Origin of the sequence: Roseateles chitinivorans (genome assembly GCF_050632145.1) — a bacterium.
Lineage (GTDB): Bacteria > Pseudomonadota > Gammaproteobacteria > Burkholderiales > Burkholderiaceae_C > Roseateles > Roseateles chitinivorans_B.
The window spans coordinates 813,665-830,937 of record NZ_CP192577.1 but is presented as its reverse complement, the minus strand read 5'-3'; the positions used below and the strand labels follow the sequence as shown (position 1 = coordinate 830,937).

The following is a 17,273-nucleotide window of genomic DNA, read 5'->3' as shown; positions in this document are numbered from 1 at the left end:
CGGACCGAGGGTGTGCTCAGCGTGAAGTCGCCGCCTCGGCGGGCGGCGTGACTCCGGCGCCGATGGCGCCTTCAGCCCCGGCCGGACTGCGGCAGCTTGCTGTCGGGCGACGGCTGCCGTTCTAGACGGCGCGGAAAGTCTTCATTCGGATGGTGAGCGTTGAGGCGGTCGTCCGGTCGCGCATCGCTCCCCTCGGGAAGTTCTTCGTCGGGCGTGCCTCCTCCCGAAACCGATGACCGCCGGGGCGAATCCGCTCCGTCATTGCCGGTGCGGACAGCCCCGGAATTCGAGGCGTCATCGGTGCCATCCGCATCCTCCTCGTCGTCTTCCGAGGCGTCCGGATCGGCCGATCCGCCGACGGGCTTGTTGTCCCCCACCGGGTCGTCGTTTTCGTTCTCGGGACGCGACGTTCCAGGAGCTTTCGTGCCGCCAGGCGAGGTACTGCTGTTCATGATGAGGCCTTCGTTGTGCCGAGAAACCGGCTCAACGACTGGACGCAAGTTCGAGGCCACCGCGCGCCGCCTTCGACGTAAAGACGGCGCTGCTTGGCGTCACGTGACGAGGTCTTCGTTCCGCAGCGGGAGGCGCCGGGGAGTGACAAGAGGCTGCTCGGTAATCCGGGCCGATAACGAGGAAACGCGGAGAGAACTTGCCGAGCCTGGTGTCCGGGCCGTTCAGTGATCGTCCTTCGCGCCGCCGGTCTCGCGACGAGCCGTGGCCTTGTCGTCCGTCTTCGACTGGGCCTCGTGTCCGCTCTGCCACGCGTCCTTCCGCTCGCTCCACAGGTCGGGGCATTCCCCCGTGGTGGTCGGCAGATTGTGGGTTTCGTCCATCGGGTTCCCCGAAGAACCGTCGCCGCGGGCCGCCGCTTTCGCGCCTTGTCGCTGGAGTTCCGCCCGCTCCGCAGTGGGCAGGGCACTTTCATCGCCGGGTCGCTTCCGTTTGTCCGGGTGGGGTTTGGTACTGCGCTTCATCGTCCACTCCAGGCTTGATCGTGAGCCCTATTAGGCGCTCTCAGCGACGACACGCCTCGGCGCCGACTCAGCGCTCGTCTCTTCGCCGCGGCCAGTAGCCCAGCAGGAGGGCGAGAAACAGCTTGATCAGTAGACCCATGGGATCTGGATCCCACGTCGCCGCCGTCCTGGCGTCGTTCTCTAGCGTGCCACCGCGCCTCGTGTACTGGCGTCGAGCGTCTTCGATCTGGCTCGACCGCGGCGCAGCAGGGCAGCCGCATTCGTTGCAGCGCTCGCTCTCGGGCGCGTTCGAGCGGCCGCAGGACAGGCAGGACCAAGCGTAGGAAGGCATGCGCGGAGTATCAGCGCTGCCGGGACTTCCACCAACGTCGCCACCAGCTCCCGGAAGTCGAACCCTCTGCCGGGTTCGGTGTCTTCTCGAACGACCACTGGTGGAGCGTCTCCCCGTTCTTCGACAGGAATGCGGATCTCACCAGACCCTGATGAATCAGCTGGGACAGTAGCGCGTGGTACGCCCGTTCGAGTTCTCTCCAGTCGTCGAAGTCCCGCTCGAATCCAGGCGCGCCATGGCACCACAGCGTGCCTCGGGGACCGCCACCATAAGGGTTGTCTGTCCAACGGCCCACCATCGGCGAGCGCCAGGCCTTGCCGAGCGACGATCCCAGGATGCGATGGCCCGCCGGACTCTCCGGCATGAAGCTCTGCAGTTGACCGTCCACGTCGTCGATCCACAGCCGGCCGCACTGCCCGCATTGATAGCAGGTGCGGTCCAGCATTCGGCGGGACTCCCACGCCGCCTCGAAGGCCTCGCAATGGTCCTCCCAATCCTGGTCGGCAATCAGGTAGGCCTTGTAGGGCAGGAAGTCGGTCTGGTCGACGATGACGTGGCCGCAGGAGCATGCGAACTTCATGGGGTCGATCTCAACCCGTGAACCGGTACGACACCAGCGACTCGCTGTCGCTGTCCGCCACCAGCGCCTTGCCCGCGGGCGGGAACGCGCGCTGGACGCAGTGCTCGCGCGGGCACACGCGACAGCCGGGGCCGATGGGGATCGCCTGCTTGGAGACCGTGCTCTCGTCGAAGGCCAGGCCTTCGGCGTAGACCAGCTCCCGCGCATGCGAGATGTCGCAGCCCAGGCCGATCGCGAAGAGCTTGCGCCGCGCCAGGTAGCCGCCGCCGCCGTGCCGCTCGATCGTCCGCGCGATGCCGAAGAAGCGGCTGCCGTCGGGCATCTCCGCGATCTGCGTGAGGAAGCGTCCCGGCTGCGCGAAGGCCTCGTGCACATGCCACAGCGGGCACGCGCCGCCGTGCCGCGCGAAGTGGAAACTCGTCGCGCTCTGCCGCTTTGAGATGTTGCCCGCCTGGTCCACGCGCACGAAGTAGAACGGCACGCCGCGGTTGCCGTTGCGCTGCAGCGTGGACAGCCGATGGCAGACCGTCTCCACGCTCACCTGGAAGCGCTGCTGCAACAGCTCGATGTCGTAGCGCGCGTTGCGCGCCGCGGTGAGGAACTCGCCGTAAGGCAGCAGCGCCGCGCCGGCGAAGTAGTGCGCGAAGCCCTGCCGCGCGAGCGCGCGCGTCGCTTCATCGACGAAGGCGCCGGCGCCGAGTTCCGCCTCGATGGCCTCGGACTCGGCGATCAGCGCGTACTGCGTGGCGAGCTGGAACGCCTGCTGCGCATCGCTCAGGAAACGCGGCATGCGCAGCAGCTTCCGTCGTGCGTCGTAATGGCGCAGGAACGCGTCTGACGACTCCTCCCGCGTCTCGGCCTCGCCGCCCACCTCGGTCCTGATCCCGTAGCGTTGCGACAGCAGATCCCGCAGCGGCTGCGCGCGACGGCCGGGCACCAGGCCGAGCGATTCCGCCAGCTGCTCGCCGCGCAGGTCCAGCTCGTCGAGATGGTTGTTGCGCCGGTTCAGGTGATCGCGCACCGCCTCGTGCGGCAGCGGCTCGCCGCGGAACGAGGGCGGCGCGCCCGCCGCCTCGCGGCCCTGCTCGCCGTAGAAGCGGTCGATCATCTGCGAGTGCTCGTCCTGCAGCCGCAGGTAGCGCTGGTGCAGCGCGACGTAGGACTCCGCCAGCTCCGGCGCCTGCTCCACCAGCCGCGCCACCTGCGCCGGCGCCATCACCGTCGTCGTCAGCGAGCGGTCGCGCAGCGCTGCGTCCAGGTCCGCCAGCAGCTGCTGGTCCTGCTCCTCCGAGAACTGCCCGATGCCGCCGCCGAACACCTCCGCCAGCTTGATCAGCACGCTCGCCGTGACCGGCCGCTGGTTGGTCTCGATCTGCGACACGTAGCTGAGCGACAGCGCCAGCCGGCTCGCCAGCTCGGCCTGGTTCCACTGCAGCTGTTCGCGCAGGCGTCGGATCCGCGGACCGATGAACAGCTTGCGCGACGAGCTGGTCGCGCTGCCGTGAGGGCTGTCGGTGCGTTTCACAGGATTCGCTGATTTCACAGAATGGGTGTGGAGTGTTTTGCCGCCGCACCGCTTCACAAGAGGAAGAACTGGCGTCTTGCAAAGTGTGTGGATAGATTCTCTGTGAAATTCAACCCACCGTCGAGTGCGCTGTAAAACGGGTCGCGAAGACTTCGCGAACGGCTCGCAACGATGGCACCGAACTCCTGGAGACAGCGCATGAGCCGCGAAGACCTGCCCCGCATTCCGTTGTTGATCAACGGCGAATTCGTCCAGTCGCGCAGCACCGAGTGGCGCGACGTGATCAACCCCGCCACGCAGCAACGCCTGGCCCGCGTGCCCATGGCCAGGCCCGATGAAGTCGAGGCCGCCATCGCCGCCGCGCAGGACGCGTTCAAGACCTGGCGCAAGGTGCCGATCGGGCAGCGTGCGCGCATCTTCCTGAAGTACCAGCAGCTGATCCGCGACAACATCAAGTCGCTGGCCGCGACGCTGACCGCCGAGCAGGGCAAGACCCTCGCCGATGCCGAGGGCGACGTCTTCCGCGGCCTGGAGGTCGTCGAGCACGCGGCCAACATCGGCTCGCTGCAGATGGGCGAGCGCGCCCACAACGTCGCCGGCGGCGTCGACACCTACACCCTGCTGCAGCCGCTGGGCGTGTGCGCCGGCATCACGCCGTTCAACTTCCCCGCGATGATCCCGCTGTGGATGTTCCCGATGGCCATCGCCTGCGGCAACACCTTCGTGCTGAAGCCGTCCGAGCAGGACCCGATGGTGACGATGCGGCTCGTCGAGCTGGCGCTCGAAGCCGGGATTCCGAAGGGCGTGCTCAACGTCGTGCACGGCGGCGAGGACGTCGTCAACGCGCTGTGCGATCACGCCGACATCCGCGCCATCTCCTTCGTCGGCTCGACGCGCGTGGGCACGCTGGTCCACGACCGCGCCACCAAGGCCGGCAAGCGCGTGCAATGCATGATGGGCGCGAAGAACCACGCCGTCGTGCTGCCCGACGCGCACAAGGAGCAGACGCTCAATGCGCTGGCCGGTGCGGCGTTCGGCGCGGCGGGGCAGCGCTGCATGGCGGTGTCGGTCGCGGTGCTGGTCGGCGCCGCGCGCGAGTGGCTGCCGGACCTGATCGCCAAGGCCAAGGGATTGAGCGTCGGCGCCGGTGATTCGGCGACGACCGACGTCGGTCCGCTGATCTCCTGCGCGGCGCGCGATCGGGTCGAGAACCTCATTGCCCGTGGCATCGAGGACGGCGCGACGCTGGCGCTCGACGGCCGCCTGCCGCCGCTCAGCGGCCAGTTGAAGGAAGGCAACTTCGTCGGCCCGACGGTCTTCAGCGGCGTGAAGCCCGGCATGACGATCTACGACCAGGAAGTCTTCGGCCCGGTGCTGTGCGTTGCGGAGGCCGCGACGCTGGACGACGCGATCGCGATGATCAATGCCAACCCGAACGGCAACGGCACCGCGCTGTTCACGCAGTCGGGCGCCGCCGCGCGCCGCTTCGAGGACGAGATCGACATCGGCCAGGTCGGCATCAACGTGCCCATCCCGGTGCCGGTGCCGCTGTTTTCGTTCACCGGGTCGCGCGCGTCCAAGCTCGGCGACCTGGGGCCGTACGGCAAGCAGGTCGTCCTCTTCTACACGCAGACCAAGACTGTCACCGCGCGCTGGTTCGACGACGCCTCCACCGGCGGCGTCAACACGACCATCAGCCTCAAGTGAGCCGCGAACCCTGAACCGGTGAGGACCTGATGGACTTCGAGCTCGACGAGCAGCAACGCGCCTTCCAGCAGGCGGCGCGCGACTTCGCCCGCGACGAGATGGCGCCGCATGCGGCGGAGTGGGACGCGCAGTCGTTCTTCCCGCGCGACACGCTGCGCCATGCGGGCGAGCTCGGCTTCTGCGGGCTGTATGCGCCGGCGGAGCGCGGCGGGCTCGGCCTGCCGCGGCTGGATGCGACCATCGTGCTGGAGGAGCTGGCGGCGGCCTGCCCGTCGACGACGGCCTTCCTCAGCATCCACAACATGGCGGCGTGGATGGTGAGCACGTATGCGGTGGAGGCGATCGCCCGTCGCTTCGGTCCGGCGCTGTGCAGCGGCGCGAAGCTCGCGTCGTACTGCCTCACCGAACCGGGATCGGGGTCCGACGCCGCCTCGCTGCGCACGACGGCGCGCCGTGATGGCGATGACTACGTGATCGACGGCAACAAGGCCTTCATCTCCGGCGCGGGGGCGACCGACGTGCTGGTCGTGATGGCGCGCACCGGCGGGGCGGGCGCTGACGGCATCTCGGCGTTCCTGGTCGAGGGGACTCGCCCGGGGTCGAGTACGGCCGCAAGGAAGAGAAGATGGGCTGGAACAGCCAGCCCACCCGCGCGATCGCCTTCGACGGCGTGCGCGTGCCGGCGGCGCATCTGCTGGGCGAGGAAGGGCAGGGCTTCCGCATCGCGATGCAGGGGCTGGACGGCGGGCGCATCAACATCGCGACCTGCTCGGTCGGCGCGGCGCAGGGCGCGCTGGCCGCGGCGCAGCGCTACATGCACGAACGCCACCAGTTCGGCCGCGCGCTCGCGGACATGCAGGTGCTGCAGTTCAAGCTCGCCGACATGGCGACGGAACTGGTGTCGGCGCGGCAGATGGTGCGGCTGGCGGCGGCCAAGCTCGATGCGAAGTCGCCGGACGCGCAGGTGTACTGCGCGATGGCCAAGCGGTTGGCGACCGACATCGGCTTCAGCGTCTGCAACGAGGCGCTGCAGATCCACGGCGGCTACGGCTACATCCGCGAGTACCCGCTGGAGCGCTACCTGCGGGATGCGCGCGTGCATCAGATCCTCGAAGGCACCAACGAAATCATGCGCGTCATCGTCGCGCGGCGGATGTTGCAGGACCAGGCGCCCGAAACCATTCGTTGACGTCGTCCTCCGGCGTCTTCCATTCATCTCTCACATGCCAACACCCATGACCGACACCCACGACACGACGGCGACCTACGCCGGCCTGCGCCTCGAACGCCGCGGCCACACCGCGATCGTCACGCTGACGAATCCGCCCGCCCACACGTGGACCGCCGACAGCCTCTCCGCGCTGACGCGGCTGGTCGACGATCTCAACCGAGACCGCGAGATCTACGCGCTGGTGATCACCGGCGACGGCGAGAAGTTCTTCAGCGCCGGCGCCGACCTGAAGCTCTTCGCGGACGGCGACAAGGGCGTCGCCGCGACGATGGCGCGCCGCTTCGGCGACGCCTTCGAAGCGCTCGCGGGTTTCCGCGGCGTCAGCATCGCGGCGATCAACGGCTACGCGATGGGCGGCGGTCTGGAGTGCGCGCTGGCCTGCGACCTGCGCATCGCGGAGTCGCATGCGGTGATGGCGCTGCCCGAAGCGACCGTCGGCCTGCTGCCCTGCGCGGGTGGGACTCAATGGCTGAGCTGGACCGTCGGCGAAAGCTGGGCCAAGCGAATGGTGCTGCTCGGCGAGCGCGTCGACGCCGAAACCGCCCTGCGCATCGGACTCGCTGACGAGCTGGTGCCCAAGGGCGGTGCGCTGGCGAAGGCGCTGCAGTGGGCCGAGCGCGTTCAGGCGCAGAGCCCCACCAGCGTGACTGCCTGCAAGCGGCTGATCCAGGGCGCGCGCACCGCACCGCCGCAATCGCAACTGGCGGCCGAGCGCGAGGCCTTCATCGGCCTCTTCGAGACCGAGGACCAGCGCGAAGGCGTTCAGGCCTTCCTGGGCAAGCGCAGCCCGCAGTGGCGCAACGCCTGAGGAGGCGCGATGAGCGATTCCAGGAACATGAGTCAAGGCGGCGAGGCCGAGGCGCCGGTGCTCTTCCGCACCGTGGTGACCGCGTCGGGCCACCGCTTCGGCCACGCCACGCTGAACACCCCGGCCAGCCTCAACGCGCTGACCTTGCCGATGGTCGATCTGCTCCAGGCGCAATTGAGCGCGTGGGCCGACGATCCGCAGGTCGCGGGCGTGATCCTCGACGGCAACAGCGAGAAGGCCTTCTGCGCCGGCGGCGACGTGGTCGGCCTCTACCGCGCGATGCGCGCGGCCGGCGCCGGCAAGGTGCCGCGCGACGCCGCCGATTTCTTCGAGCGCGAGTACCGCCTCGACCACACCATCCACCGCTATCCGAAACCGCTGCTCGTCTGGGGCCACGGCATCGTCATGGGCGGCGGCATCGGCCTGATGGCGGGCGCGTCGCACCGCGTCGTGACGCCGCGCAGCAAGCTCGCGATGCCGGAGATCACGCTGGGCCTCTATCCGGACGTGGGCGGAAGCTGGTTCCTCTCGCGGCTGCCGGGACGCACGGGGCTGTTCCTCGCGCTCACCGGCGCGCCGTTGAACGCCGCGGACGCGCTGTGGGCGGGACTGGCCGATCGCGCCGCACGCGTCGAGGATCACGGCGCCTTGCTCGAAGCGATCGCCCATGCGCGCTGGGACGGCGAACGCACGGCGGATGCGGAGCGGCTCGACGACCTGCTGCGCGCGTTGCCGTCCGCGGAACTGGCGGCCGGCCAGTTGGCGCCGCATCGCGATCGCATCGACGCGTTGATCGGTCCGCACGACACGCTGGCGACGATCGCGCCGCGTCTGCGCTCGCTGGCCTGCGAGGCCGACGCCTGGCTGGCCGCCGCGGGATCGACCTTCCAGAAGGGATCGCCGACATCGGCAGCGCTGGCCATCGCCTTGCAGCGTCGTCTGCGGCACGCCTCGCTCGCCGAGGTGTTCCGCCTGGAGTACCAGGCCTCGGTCGGCTGCTGCGTGTTCCCCGACTTCGCCGAGGGCGTGCGCGCGCTGCTGATCGACAAGGACAAGACGCCGCGCTGGCAAGGCGCCGCGCAGGACGAAGGCGGCGACGCGCATCTGGACGCGCTGCTCGCGCCGCGCTTCTCCGGCGACCATCCGCTCGCCGATCTGCGCTGAGTCCGCGCATCGATTCCATCGCCACGCCTCTCACGCCATCGATCAAGACAAGGAGACAAGACCATGAGCCATGCGACGAACGGACACGCGTCGGCCGCTGAACGCATCGCCTTCATCGGCCTCGGCCACATGGGCGGGCCGATGGCGGCGAACCTCGTGAAGAACGGCTACGCCGTGGCCGCGTTCGACCTGAGCGAAGCCGCCCTCACCGCCGCGCGCGCGGCGGGCGTCACCGTGGCACCGTCGGCCGCAGCGGCCGTGGAGGGCGCTTCGGTGATCCTCTCGATGCTGCCCGCCAGCAGGCACGTCGAGTCGCTGTTCCTCGGCGACGACGGGCTGCTGGCCCGCATCGCCGCGGGCGCGCTGGTGATCGACTGCAGCACCATCGCCCCGGCGAGCGCGCAGCGCGTCGCCGAAGCCGCGCAGGCACGTGGCCTGGCGATGATCGACGCGCCGGTCTCCGGCGGCACGGCGGGCGCCGCGGCCGGCACGCTGACCTTCATCGTCGGCGGCGAGGCGGCGGCGCTCGAACGCGCCCGCCCGGTGCTCTCGGCGATGGGGAAGAACATCTTCCACATGGGTGCGTCCGGCGCCGGCCAGGTCGCCAAGCTGTGCAACAACATGGCGCTCGGCGTGATCATGGTCGTGACCGGTGAGGCGCTGGCGCTCGGCGTGTCGCACGGCCTGGATCCGCAGGCGCTGTCCGCGATGATGGCCGTGAGCACCGGCCGCAGCTGGGCCACCGAGGTCTGCAACCCCTGGCCCGGCGTGAAGCCGGAAGCGCCCGCGTCGCGCGGCTACACCGGCGGCTTCGGCAGCGACCTGATGCTCAAGGACCTCGGCCTGGCGGTCGAGGCCGCGCTGCAGGTCGGCGCCGCCGTGCCGCTCGGCGAGCTCGCCCGCAACCTCTATGCGCTCAACAGCCGGGCGGGGCGGGGAGGCCTGGACTTCTCCAGCGTGCAGCAGCTGCTGACGAAGCCGGCGGTCAGTCAGCCCTGAGCGCGAGGGCCTCGAGGGCCTCGACGGCCACGAGCCCCTGTTCCATCAAGGCGAGCAGGGCGGCATTCGCCTTCTTCGCCGAACTGCCGCGTTCCAGCAGCCGCACCGCCTCCTCGCGGGCGGTGCGCAGCGTGAGCGCGATCATCCCGGCCATCAATCGCGACGGCCCGTCCGGCTTGTCGCCGCCCAGCGCCATCGCGAGCAGCTCGGCGCCTTCGTCCGACAGCTCGCGCAGCCGCGCCTGCAGCGAAGCGCTGGACGCCAGCACGCGCCACCAGTCCAGCGCCGGCGGGGCGATGTAGCAGAGCGGGTGCTTCTCGCTGACCATCGTGCGCAGAAGCGTCCGGATCGCGTCGACCGGCGATTGACCCTCCGCTCGCGCGCGCACCGCCTCCCGGAAGGGCAGCAGCCTGAGGTCGTCCTGGCGGTCGAGCAGCAGGTCTTCCTTGCGTGGGAAGTAGTTGAAGACGGTCATCTTCGACACGCTCGCCGCCAGCGCGATCTCGTCGATCGTCACCGCGTCGAAGCCGCGTTCGAAGAACAATTCAGTCGCCACGTCGGAGATCCGCTGCCGGGTCTCGCGTTTCTTGCTATCGCGTAACTCGCCCATGGGCGCGCAGCTTAGCCGAAGCCGGCGCTCGCGCGAACGCAGTGTCCGAGAAAATTAGACCGGGTATAAAAATCATTGCGAAAAATATTTACCGAGTACAAAATTAATCCGTATCGCGCCGTGTTGCCGCGCGAGAGGACAAGCGGATGACGTCGGAGAACGGAAAGAAGGTGCTCATCTCGGGCGCGAGCTTCGCGGGGCTGTCGTCCGCGTACTGGATGAGCGAACTGGGCTACGACGTGACGGTCGTCGAGGTCGGCCCGGGCCTGCGCACCGGCGGAACCGCCGTCGACCTCCGCGGCGGCACCGTCGACATCGTCCGGCGGATGGGCGTGCTGGACGCGATCCGCGCGAACCGCCTGCATCTGCGGCGATGGGAATTCAAGAACGCCGATGGCAGCACCGAACGCGCGATCGTGGTCCGGGAGGAAGGCGAGCCGCCGCCGGAGGACGAATTCGAGATCGAGCGCAACGTGCTGCTCGACATCCTGTTCAATGCCGTCCAGGGACGTGCCCGCTTCGTGTTCGGGGACAGCGTGGCGGGCCTGGCCGAGACCGCCGATGGCATCGAGGTCACGTTCAGCAGGGGCGTGCCAGGCGTGTTCGACCTGGTGCTCGGCTGCGACGGCATGCACTCGGGGGTGCGCCGGCTCTGGTTCGGCGAGGAATCGCAGTACGCGCACTTCCTCGAACAGTATTTCTCGATCACGATCCTGGACAAGCTGCTCATCGAGCGCGACACCGCGCAGCTGTTCAACGTGCCCGGCAAGGCCGTGATGCTGAACGCCTACAAGGACAAGACCGACGTCATCCTCGGTTTCGTCAGCGAGACCGAGATCGCCGTCGACCATCGCGACGAGGCGCGGCAGCGCCGGATCATCGCGGAGCAGTTCGCTGGCCTGGGCTGGCGGACCCCGGAGATGCTCGAGGAGATCTCGGCTTCGGCGAGCTTCTATTTCGACAAGCTGTGCCAGATCCGGATGCCGGCGTGGTCGCGGGGCCGGGTCGTGCTGGTGGGAGATGCGGCTTACTGCGCATCGCCGGCGGCCGGCATGGGCGGGTCGTTGGCTGTCCACGGCGCGGCGGCGCTGGCCGACGCGATGCGCGCGGCCGATGGCGAGCATGTGCTGGCGCTCCGCCTCTACGACGAGCGGTTCCGCCCGTTCGTCGACGAGGTGCAGGCGCAGGCGGTGAAGACGGGGCTCGAAAGCCTGGTGCCGCGGACGGAGGAGGCGATCCGCGCCCGGAACGCGAAGACGGGCGCCGACTTCTAGAATTTCAGGCGGAGCTTCCCACCGGTCGCTCCGACTTGAGCGCCGCTGTCGACGCGACCCGCGCCAGGCTCGTGAGGTCGACCGGCTTCGTCAGGTGCGCGTCGAAGCCGGCAGCCGTCGCGCGGCGCTGGTCTTCCTCCTGGCCCCATCCGGTCAGCGCCACGATGTGCACACCGTGGCCGATCTCCTCGCGCACGTGGCGGCAGGCCTGGTAGCCGTCGATGCCCGGCAGGCCGATGTCCAGCAGCACCAGGCCTGGCGCGAAGGCGCGCACGTCGTCCACGATGCGCGTGGCGTCGTAGGCCACGCGGACCTCGCCGCCACACATCGTCAGCAGCATGGCCACGCCGTCGGCGGCGTCCTGGTTGTCGTCGACCACCAGCACCCGCAGGCCGGCCAGGTCCGCGTCGTCGTCGTCGCGGGCCGGTGCCGGAGCCACCGACGCCGGCGTCCCCACCGGCAGCCGGATGACGAATTCGCTGCCGTGGCCGGCGCCCCGGCTGCTGGCCTCGATCGAGCCGTCGTGCAAGGCCATCAGGCTGCGCGACAGCGCCAGGCCGATCCCCATCCCGCCATGGCGCGAACTGTCGGACCGCGCCTGCGTGAACAGGTCGAAGATGTGGGGCAGCATCTCCGCGGCAATGCCGACGCCGGAGTCGGTGATGCGCAGCACCTGCTCCCAGCCCGCGCCGGTGGCCGCGGGCTCGACCGCGGCGCGGATCGTGATGCGCCCATCCGTGGCGGTGAACTTCACCGCGTTGTGCAGCACGTTCGAGATCACCTGCGACAGCCGTGTCGGATCGACGTCGAGCTGCCGCTCCGGGTCGTCGAGATCGACGACGAGGTCGATGCCGCCGGCCACGATCTGGTGGCGGTGCGCCTCCAGCGCGCTTTCCACGAGCGACCGCAGGCTGACCCATTCGCGCTTCAGCTGCACCTTGCCGGAGCGGATCCGGGAGACGTCCAGCAGGTCGTCGATCAGGTGGACGACCTGGGCGATCTGCCGTTCCATCATCGGCCGGACGCGCTCGATCAGCTTGACGTCGCCGTTGGCGCGCTTGAGCACCTCGATGCCGCTGCGGATCGGCGCCAGCGGGTTGCGCAGTTCATGGGCCAGCACGGCGATGAACTCGTCCTTGCGCCGGGCTTCCTCCTGCAGCTCGCGTTCGCGGGCCAGCAGGGCGTCGTGCACCTGGTTGCGCTCGATCAGGTCGGCGGCCTGGCGGCCCAGCAGGTCGAGGAAGCGGAGCTCGTGCTCGCTGAGCTCGCGCGGCTCGGCCCAGTGCGTGGAGAACATCCCGATCGGACGGCCCGAGCGGCTGAGCAGCGGCGTGGACTGGGCGCGGCGCACGCCGTCGTCCAGGTGCAGGCGGTTGGAGCCGTCCAGGTCCGGATCGTCGGGGTCGTCGAAACGCACGAAGGTCCGTTGCCCCGCGGCCAGTGCCCGGCCGCACGGGGAGCCGGACGAGGCGTCGACCACCGCGAAGTGCGCCGTGACCTCGGGGCTGAAACCGCGCGAGGCGAGGAAGGTCAAGGTGCCGGTCTGCTCGTCGAGCAACTGGATCGTGCCGGCGTTGCCGCCCAGGATCTCGATCGCCGCCTCGAGGATCTCGCCGAACAGCATCGAGCCGCCGTCGGCGCCGACGAGTCGGGCCGCCACGTCCCGGAGGCGCCGCGTGTCGTTGAGCTCGCGGGTGATGACCCGCTCCACCTGCTCACGCTCGTTGAGCAGCGCGGTGATGCGCTGGTTCTCCCACTCCAGCAACTCCCGGGCATCTGCCGCCGCGGCCAGCGCGGCCAGGCGCTGGGCATCCAGATCCTGTGCATCCAGCTGGGTGCCGACGAGCTTGGCGAACAGCTCCAGCGTCTGCAGCAGCACGGGGTCGTCGAGCTTGGCGACCTCCGGATCGATGGCGCACAGCGTGCCGAAGAACGACCCGTCCGCGCGGAAGATCGGGATCGAGACGTAGCTCTCGAAGCCGTACTGCCGGGGCGTGTGGTGGTGGCGGAAATGTTCGTGGGCGCTGGCGCTGCCGAAGATGACCGGGCGGCCGTGCTGGCGGATCTCGTTGCAGATCGTCGAGACCAGCTCGAGTTCGTCGCCCGGCTTGAGCCCGAAGGCGATCTCGTCGCGGACCGCGCAGGCGGTCCACGAGGTGTCGGTCACGCGGGCGACGGCGGTGAAACGCATCCCGGTCAGACGCGCGGTGGCGTCCAGGATGGTCGGCACCACGGCCATGCGGCCGATCGCGTCGATGTACTGCTGTTCCGTGCCCATCGGCGGATGTTAGCGCTGTCGCCCTGATTGCTCCGTCCATCTTCAATTCCCGTTTGAAATAGAACCTGCCGTCGGACGCCTTATCAAGGCGGGTCTGCCTCCCTACATTGGCTGGACGGTCACCCCGGCGACCCCACGGCGGCGCCCCCCGCGATGCCGTGCTCCCCGGGCATTTCCTCCTCTTTGTCCTTCGTTCCCCTCTTTTTACGGGCAGGTCCATGTCTCCTCACGCTTCCCTCACACACGCCACGGCCTCCATCTCCCGCGACAAGGCGCAGCAGCTGCTGCTGGCCGCGCGCCAGGCCGCCGATGACATCGGCTTCCAGGCCGCCATCGCCATCACCGACGGCGGCGGTCACCTGAGCGCGTTCGAGCGCGCCGACGCGGCGCCTTTCCTCACCGTCGGCGTGGCCATCGACAAGGCCTACACGGCGACCTCATTCGGTCTCAGCACCGACGTCTGGAATCACGTGGTCGCGCAGCCGGCCACCGCACCCCTGGCGAACCATCCGCGCGTGATGGCCGTGGGCGGCGGCGTGCCCATCGTCGCGGGCGGCCGGGTCGTCGGCGGCATCGGCATCTCGGGCGGAACGGCCCAGCAGGACCATGACGCGGCCGTCGTCGCGCTGCGCGGACTCGGTTTCGAGGTGGCCCCATGAGCGCCGCCGGCACGAAGCCCGCCTACATCGTCTTCATCAAGGAAGCGACGCTCGATGCCGGCGAGATGTCGCAGTACGGCGCCGCCGTCGGGGCAACCTTCGAAGGTCACGATGCCCAGGTGCTGGCGGCCTATGACGCGCACGAAGTGGTGGAGGGCGCGCCGATGGAAGGCGTGGTCCTGCTCCGCTTCCCGTCGATGGAGGCGGCGCGGGCCTGGTACTTCAGCCCGGCGTATCAGGCCGCCGCGCTGCATCGCTTCCGCGGCGCCACATACCGTGCCGTCATCACCGAAGGGCGGGTGATCGGCTGATCCGTCGAGGCGGGTCAGGGCAGGGTCAGGGCGCCTTGCTCATGTGCTCGACGAAGGCCTTGACCTTCGGCGGCACGCGCGCGCCGGCGGCGTAGAGCAGATAGGCGGCGCGCTCGTAGGTGCCGGCGGGTGTCCACGCGTCGAGCACGCGCACCAACCGCCCGGCGTCCAGGCCGGCCTGTGCGGAGAACAGCGGCAGCAGCGCGATGCCCGCGCCCTGTTCGGCTGCGGAGGCGAGCGCGAGGCTGTTGCCGATCGCCTGTCGCGGCGCGATGGCGACGGTCATCTGCTCTTCACCGCGCCGCAGCGGCCAGTTGGCGTCGAACGCGCCGAAGCCCAGGTGGATGCAGCGATGCCGGGTCAGCATCTCCGGCCGCTCCGGCGCGCCGTGCGCCGCGACATACGCGGGCGAGGCCACCAGCACGTAGGGCGTGTCGAACAGCTTACGCGCGACGAGGTCCTGCGGCGGTTGCGTCGTGATGCGCAGCGCGACGTCGACCCGCTCGGTGACGATGTCGATGGGGCGGTCGTTCAGCGAGAGCTGGAGATCGACGTCGGGATACGCCGCCGCGAACGAGGCCAGCCGCGGCGCGAGCCACAACTGGCCCAGCACCACCGGCGCCGAGACGCGCAGCACGCCCGAGGGACGGGCGCCGTAACGCGCGGCGAGCGCATGCACGTTGCCGGCGGCGTCGCGGATCAGCGCGCATTCGCGTAGCACCTGCTCGCCGAGCTCGGTGAGCGCCATCGAGCGCGGTCCGCGGATCAGCAGCTTGGCCTGCAGCGCGCGCTCCAGGCGAGCCACGCTGCGGCTCATCGACGACGGCTCCACGCCGAGCGCCCGCGCGGCCTGCGAAAAGCCGCCGTGCTCGACGACGTGCCAGAAGGCGACCATCTCGTCGAGCATCAACTCGCGGCGATCGGGACGATCGCCTCCGGCTTGGCTGTCTTTCGCAATGAGGGGCGTGTTCACTCGCGCGGCGCTCGTGGGCAAGGGGAGCCCATGATAGGACCCGGTGCCGCGCCGTGCCGATGGTCAGGAGGGGCTACCGGGACTGGGCCATCGCCGTCGCCGCCAGCAGCATCCACGTCGAGTGCGGGATCCACTGCTCCACCCAACGCCATTGCTCGTCGTCCGGACCCGGTCCGAAGGCGATGCCTTCGCCGGTGTCGCTGCCGACCGCGCCGGTGATGCCGTTGGAGATGCCGCCGGCGAACATGTCTCCGGCGCTCGAGGCCACCGTCGGCGGGTTGCGCTGGCCGAAGCCGTAGAGCATCGAGATGCCGTAGGGGTTCCTGCCCAGCGTCCAGTCGACCTGGTCCTGCGCGAATGCGGCCCAGTCCGCCGGCAGGGTCGGGGAGACCTTGCGGCCCGCCACCGCCACAGCGGTGCTCAGCGACAGCAGCCTCGCGCTCTCGCCCTGCCACCAGTAGCCGGTCTCGTTCCTGTGGGGAATGAAGAAGCCCTCCATCACCGGGCCCTCGGCCTTGCCGTCCTTCGCCAGCTGGAACGACTGCCGCGCGTAGCCGAACGGATTGGACACACGCCGCGTGATGTCGACCTCGTGCTGCAGCGCCGCCTTGATCACGGTGGTGGCGTGGGCGCGTCGCGTGTCGTCGGTCTCGATGTCGAGGTAGTGGCCGAGGCTCAGCGCCGGCAGGCCGGCCTCGACCGCGTGATAGTAGGGACGCGAGCCGCCGTCGCTGATGAAGCCGCCATCCGCCGCCTGGCGCCGCATCAAGCTGTCGGCGCGCGTCCGGGCCGTATCGAGGAAGCGCGCTTCCTTCGTCGCGTTGAACAGCTCCACCGCGGCCATCAGCGCGGTGTAGTCGTCGATGATGTTCTCGACGCCGTTGGCGGTGTACTGCGCGTTGAACTGCTGCAGATGGTCGAAACCCTTGATCGCATCGGCGAGGTAGGTCTTCCCGTCGAAGCTGCCATGCCGCCCCGACTGCCTCGCCAGCATCGACGCCCGTGCCAGCGCGGCGATCGCCATGCCGCCGCCGGCGCGGTAGGCCGAGCGGTAGAGTGTCGTGTAGCGCCCGTCGTCGCCCTCGTAGCCGACGACCATGCGCTCGGCGCCTTCCGCGCCCCACTTGTCGAAGACGGTCGTGTAGAAATAGCCCTCGGCATCGAGGATGCGATGCAGGTAGTCCGCGCCCCAGAACGCTTCGTCCTGCGCGCGCTTGAGCAGCCCCGCGCGGCGGTACAGGTCCGCCGATGCGTCCGCCGTGTAGGCCAGCGCCCAGGCCGCCATCGACGTCTGCTGCGGGTTGAAGAAGTTCGCGTAACCCAGGTGCGACAGGTACTTGCCCGTGTCGCCGCCAGCGTCCTTCCAGCCGCCGTGCACGTCGACGACACGCTCGGTCTCGAAGATGCGGATGCGGCGGTCGCCCTTGCCGGTGTGGCGGCTGCGGTGGAAGTAGTCGAGCAGCTTGTCCGCGGTCGTCGCGAACAGCGCCTGGTCACGCACCCGCACCGGCGCGGATTTCACGCGCCTGCCGTCCAGCGTCGCCTCGACGCGGTAGACACCGGGCGTCTGCACCGAGGAGAAGTCCGCCTCGAAGTAGCGCTTGCCCGTTCCCCAGGCGGAGAAGTCCGGCAGCGGCTTGAGCTCGCCCTCGGCGATCGTCTTGCCGCCCGAGAGCACGCGGTAGCGCCCCGACTGCGCCACGCTGGTCGATTCAACGACCGCGCGCTTGGGGCCGGAGCGCTCCAGCGCGACCTGATTCAGTTGCACCAGCAACGGATCTGTCGGCAAGGTGACGGAGACCGTCGTCTTGCGTTCATCCGTTGCCGCGTGCGAAGCCATCGATGCGGT

The 17,273-nt window shown here is 69.5% G+C and carries 15 protein-coding genes and 1 pseudogene; 8 read left to right on the top strand and 8 right to left on the bottom strand.

Translation table 11 applies throughout. The features are described from left to right. Positions 1-71: 71 nt before the first annotated feature. The 4 genes from ACQ86G_RS03755 to ACQ86G_RS03740 all read right to left on the bottom strand — a co-directional run bounded on the left by ACQ86G_RS03755 (position 72) and on the right by ACQ86G_RS03740 (position 3,410). Entirely contained in the window at positions 72-452 is a 381-nt protein-coding gene (locus ACQ86G_RS03755) for a hypothetical protein (RefSeq protein WP_431259388.1), read from the bottom strand. 222 nt (positions 453-674) lie between these two features. Then, positions 675-974, bottom strand: coding sequence for a CrpP-related protein (locus ACQ86G_RS03750; protein WP_431259387.1), 300 nt, complete (start codon positions 972-974; stop codon positions 675-677). A gap of 341 nt (positions 975-1,315) precedes the next feature. Beyond that, positions 1,316-1,885 carry a hypothetical protein gene (locus ACQ86G_RS03745; protein WP_431259386.1) on the bottom strand — a complete coding sequence of 190 codons (570 nt, stop codon included), beginning with the start codon at positions 1,883-1,885 and terminating at the stop codon, positions 1,316-1,318. A 10-nt stretch (positions 1,886-1,895) separates the two neighbouring features. Beyond that, positions 1,896-3,410, bottom strand: a complete 1,515-nt coding sequence (locus tag ACQ86G_RS03740) for a helix-turn-helix domain-containing protein (protein ID WP_431259385.1) — start codon at positions 3,408-3,410, stop codon at positions 1,896-1,898. Positions 3,411-3,608: 198 nt separating this feature from the next. Between ACQ86G_RS03740 and ACQ86G_RS03735 the strand changes: the two genes are divergently transcribed. The 5 genes and pseudogenes from ACQ86G_RS03735 to mmsB all read left to right on the top strand — a co-directional run bounded on the left by ACQ86G_RS03735 (position 3,609) and on the right by mmsB (position 9,319). Beyond that, positions 3,609-5,117: a CoA-acylating methylmalonate-semialdehyde dehydrogenase gene (locus ACQ86G_RS03735; protein ID WP_431259384.1), complete on the top strand. Its 1,509-nt coding sequence runs from the start codon at positions 3,609-3,611 to the stop codon at positions 5,115-5,117. Positions 5,118-5,146: 29 nt separating this feature from the next. Continuing rightward, positions 5,147-6,306 (top strand): annotated as a pseudogene (locus ACQ86G_RS03730) (acyl-CoA dehydrogenase family protein). Between the two features lie 46 nt (positions 6,307-6,352). Then, entirely contained in the window at positions 6,353-7,156 is an 804-nt protein-coding gene (locus ACQ86G_RS03725) for an enoyl-CoA hydratase (protein WP_431259383.1), read from the top strand. A 9-nt stretch (positions 7,157-7,165) separates the two neighbouring features. Next, a complete protein-coding gene (locus tag ACQ86G_RS03720; RefSeq protein WP_431259382.1) occupies positions 7,166-8,320 on the top strand; it encodes an enoyl-CoA hydratase/isomerase family protein in 1,155 nt (384 codons plus the stop codon). Positions 8,321-8,383: 63 nt separating this feature from the next. After that, positions 8,384-9,319 (top strand): 3-hydroxyisobutyrate dehydrogenase, encoded by a 936-nt coding sequence (gene mmsB, locus ACQ86G_RS03715; protein WP_431259381.1) that lies wholly within the window; start codon positions 8,384-8,386, stop codon positions 9,317-9,319. Here mmsB and ACQ86G_RS03710 read toward each other — a convergent pair. Next, complete coding sequence (locus tag ACQ86G_RS03710) at positions 9,306-9,875, bottom strand: TetR/AcrR family transcriptional regulator (protein WP_431259380.1); 570 nt, start codon at positions 9,873-9,875, stop codon at positions 9,306-9,308. The genes mmsB and ACQ86G_RS03710 overlap by 14 nt on opposite strands. Positions 9,876-10,075: 200 nt before the next feature. On the opposite strand from ACQ86G_RS03710, the gene ACQ86G_RS03705 reads away from it, so the two are divergent. Further along, entirely contained in the window at positions 10,076-11,203 is a 1,128-nt protein-coding gene (locus ACQ86G_RS03705; RefSeq protein WP_431259379.1) for an FAD-dependent monooxygenase, read from the top strand. A gap of 4 nt (positions 11,204-11,207) precedes the next feature. Here ACQ86G_RS03705 and ACQ86G_RS03700 read toward each other — a convergent pair whose 3' ends face one another. Next, complete coding sequence (locus ACQ86G_RS03700) at positions 11,208-13,481, bottom strand: GAF domain-containing protein (RefSeq protein WP_431259378.1); 2,274 nt, start codon at positions 13,479-13,481, stop codon at positions 11,208-11,210. A 218-nt stretch (positions 13,482-13,699) separates the two neighbouring features. Here ACQ86G_RS03700 and ACQ86G_RS03695 point away from each other — a divergent pair, with 218 nt between their 5' ends. Both ACQ86G_RS03695 and ACQ86G_RS03690 read left to right on the top strand, forming a co-directional pair. Beyond that, positions 13,700-14,140, top strand: coding sequence for a GlcG/HbpS family heme-binding protein (locus ACQ86G_RS03695; protein ID WP_431259377.1), 441 nt, complete (start codon positions 13,700-13,702; stop codon positions 14,138-14,140). Then, on the top strand, positions 14,137-14,451 hold the full coding sequence (locus ACQ86G_RS03690) for a DUF1330 domain-containing protein (protein WP_431259376.1): 315 nt from the start codon (positions 14,137-14,139) through the stop codon (positions 14,449-14,451). Before ACQ86G_RS03695 ends, ACQ86G_RS03690 begins: the two co-directional genes overlap by 4 nt. Positions 14,452-14,476: 25 nt before the next feature. Here ACQ86G_RS03690 and ACQ86G_RS03685 read toward each other — a convergent pair whose 3' ends face one another. Continuing rightward, entirely contained in the window at positions 14,477-15,358 is an 882-nt protein-coding gene (locus ACQ86G_RS03685; protein ID WP_431259375.1) for a LysR family transcriptional regulator, read from the bottom strand. 139 nt (positions 15,359-15,497) lie between these two features. Next, on the bottom strand, positions 15,498-17,264 hold the full coding sequence (locus tag ACQ86G_RS03680; RefSeq protein ID WP_431259374.1) for a glycoside hydrolase family 9 protein: 1,767 nt from the start codon (positions 17,262-17,264) through the stop codon (positions 15,498-15,500). Positions 17,265-17,273 lie beyond the last annotated feature (9 nt).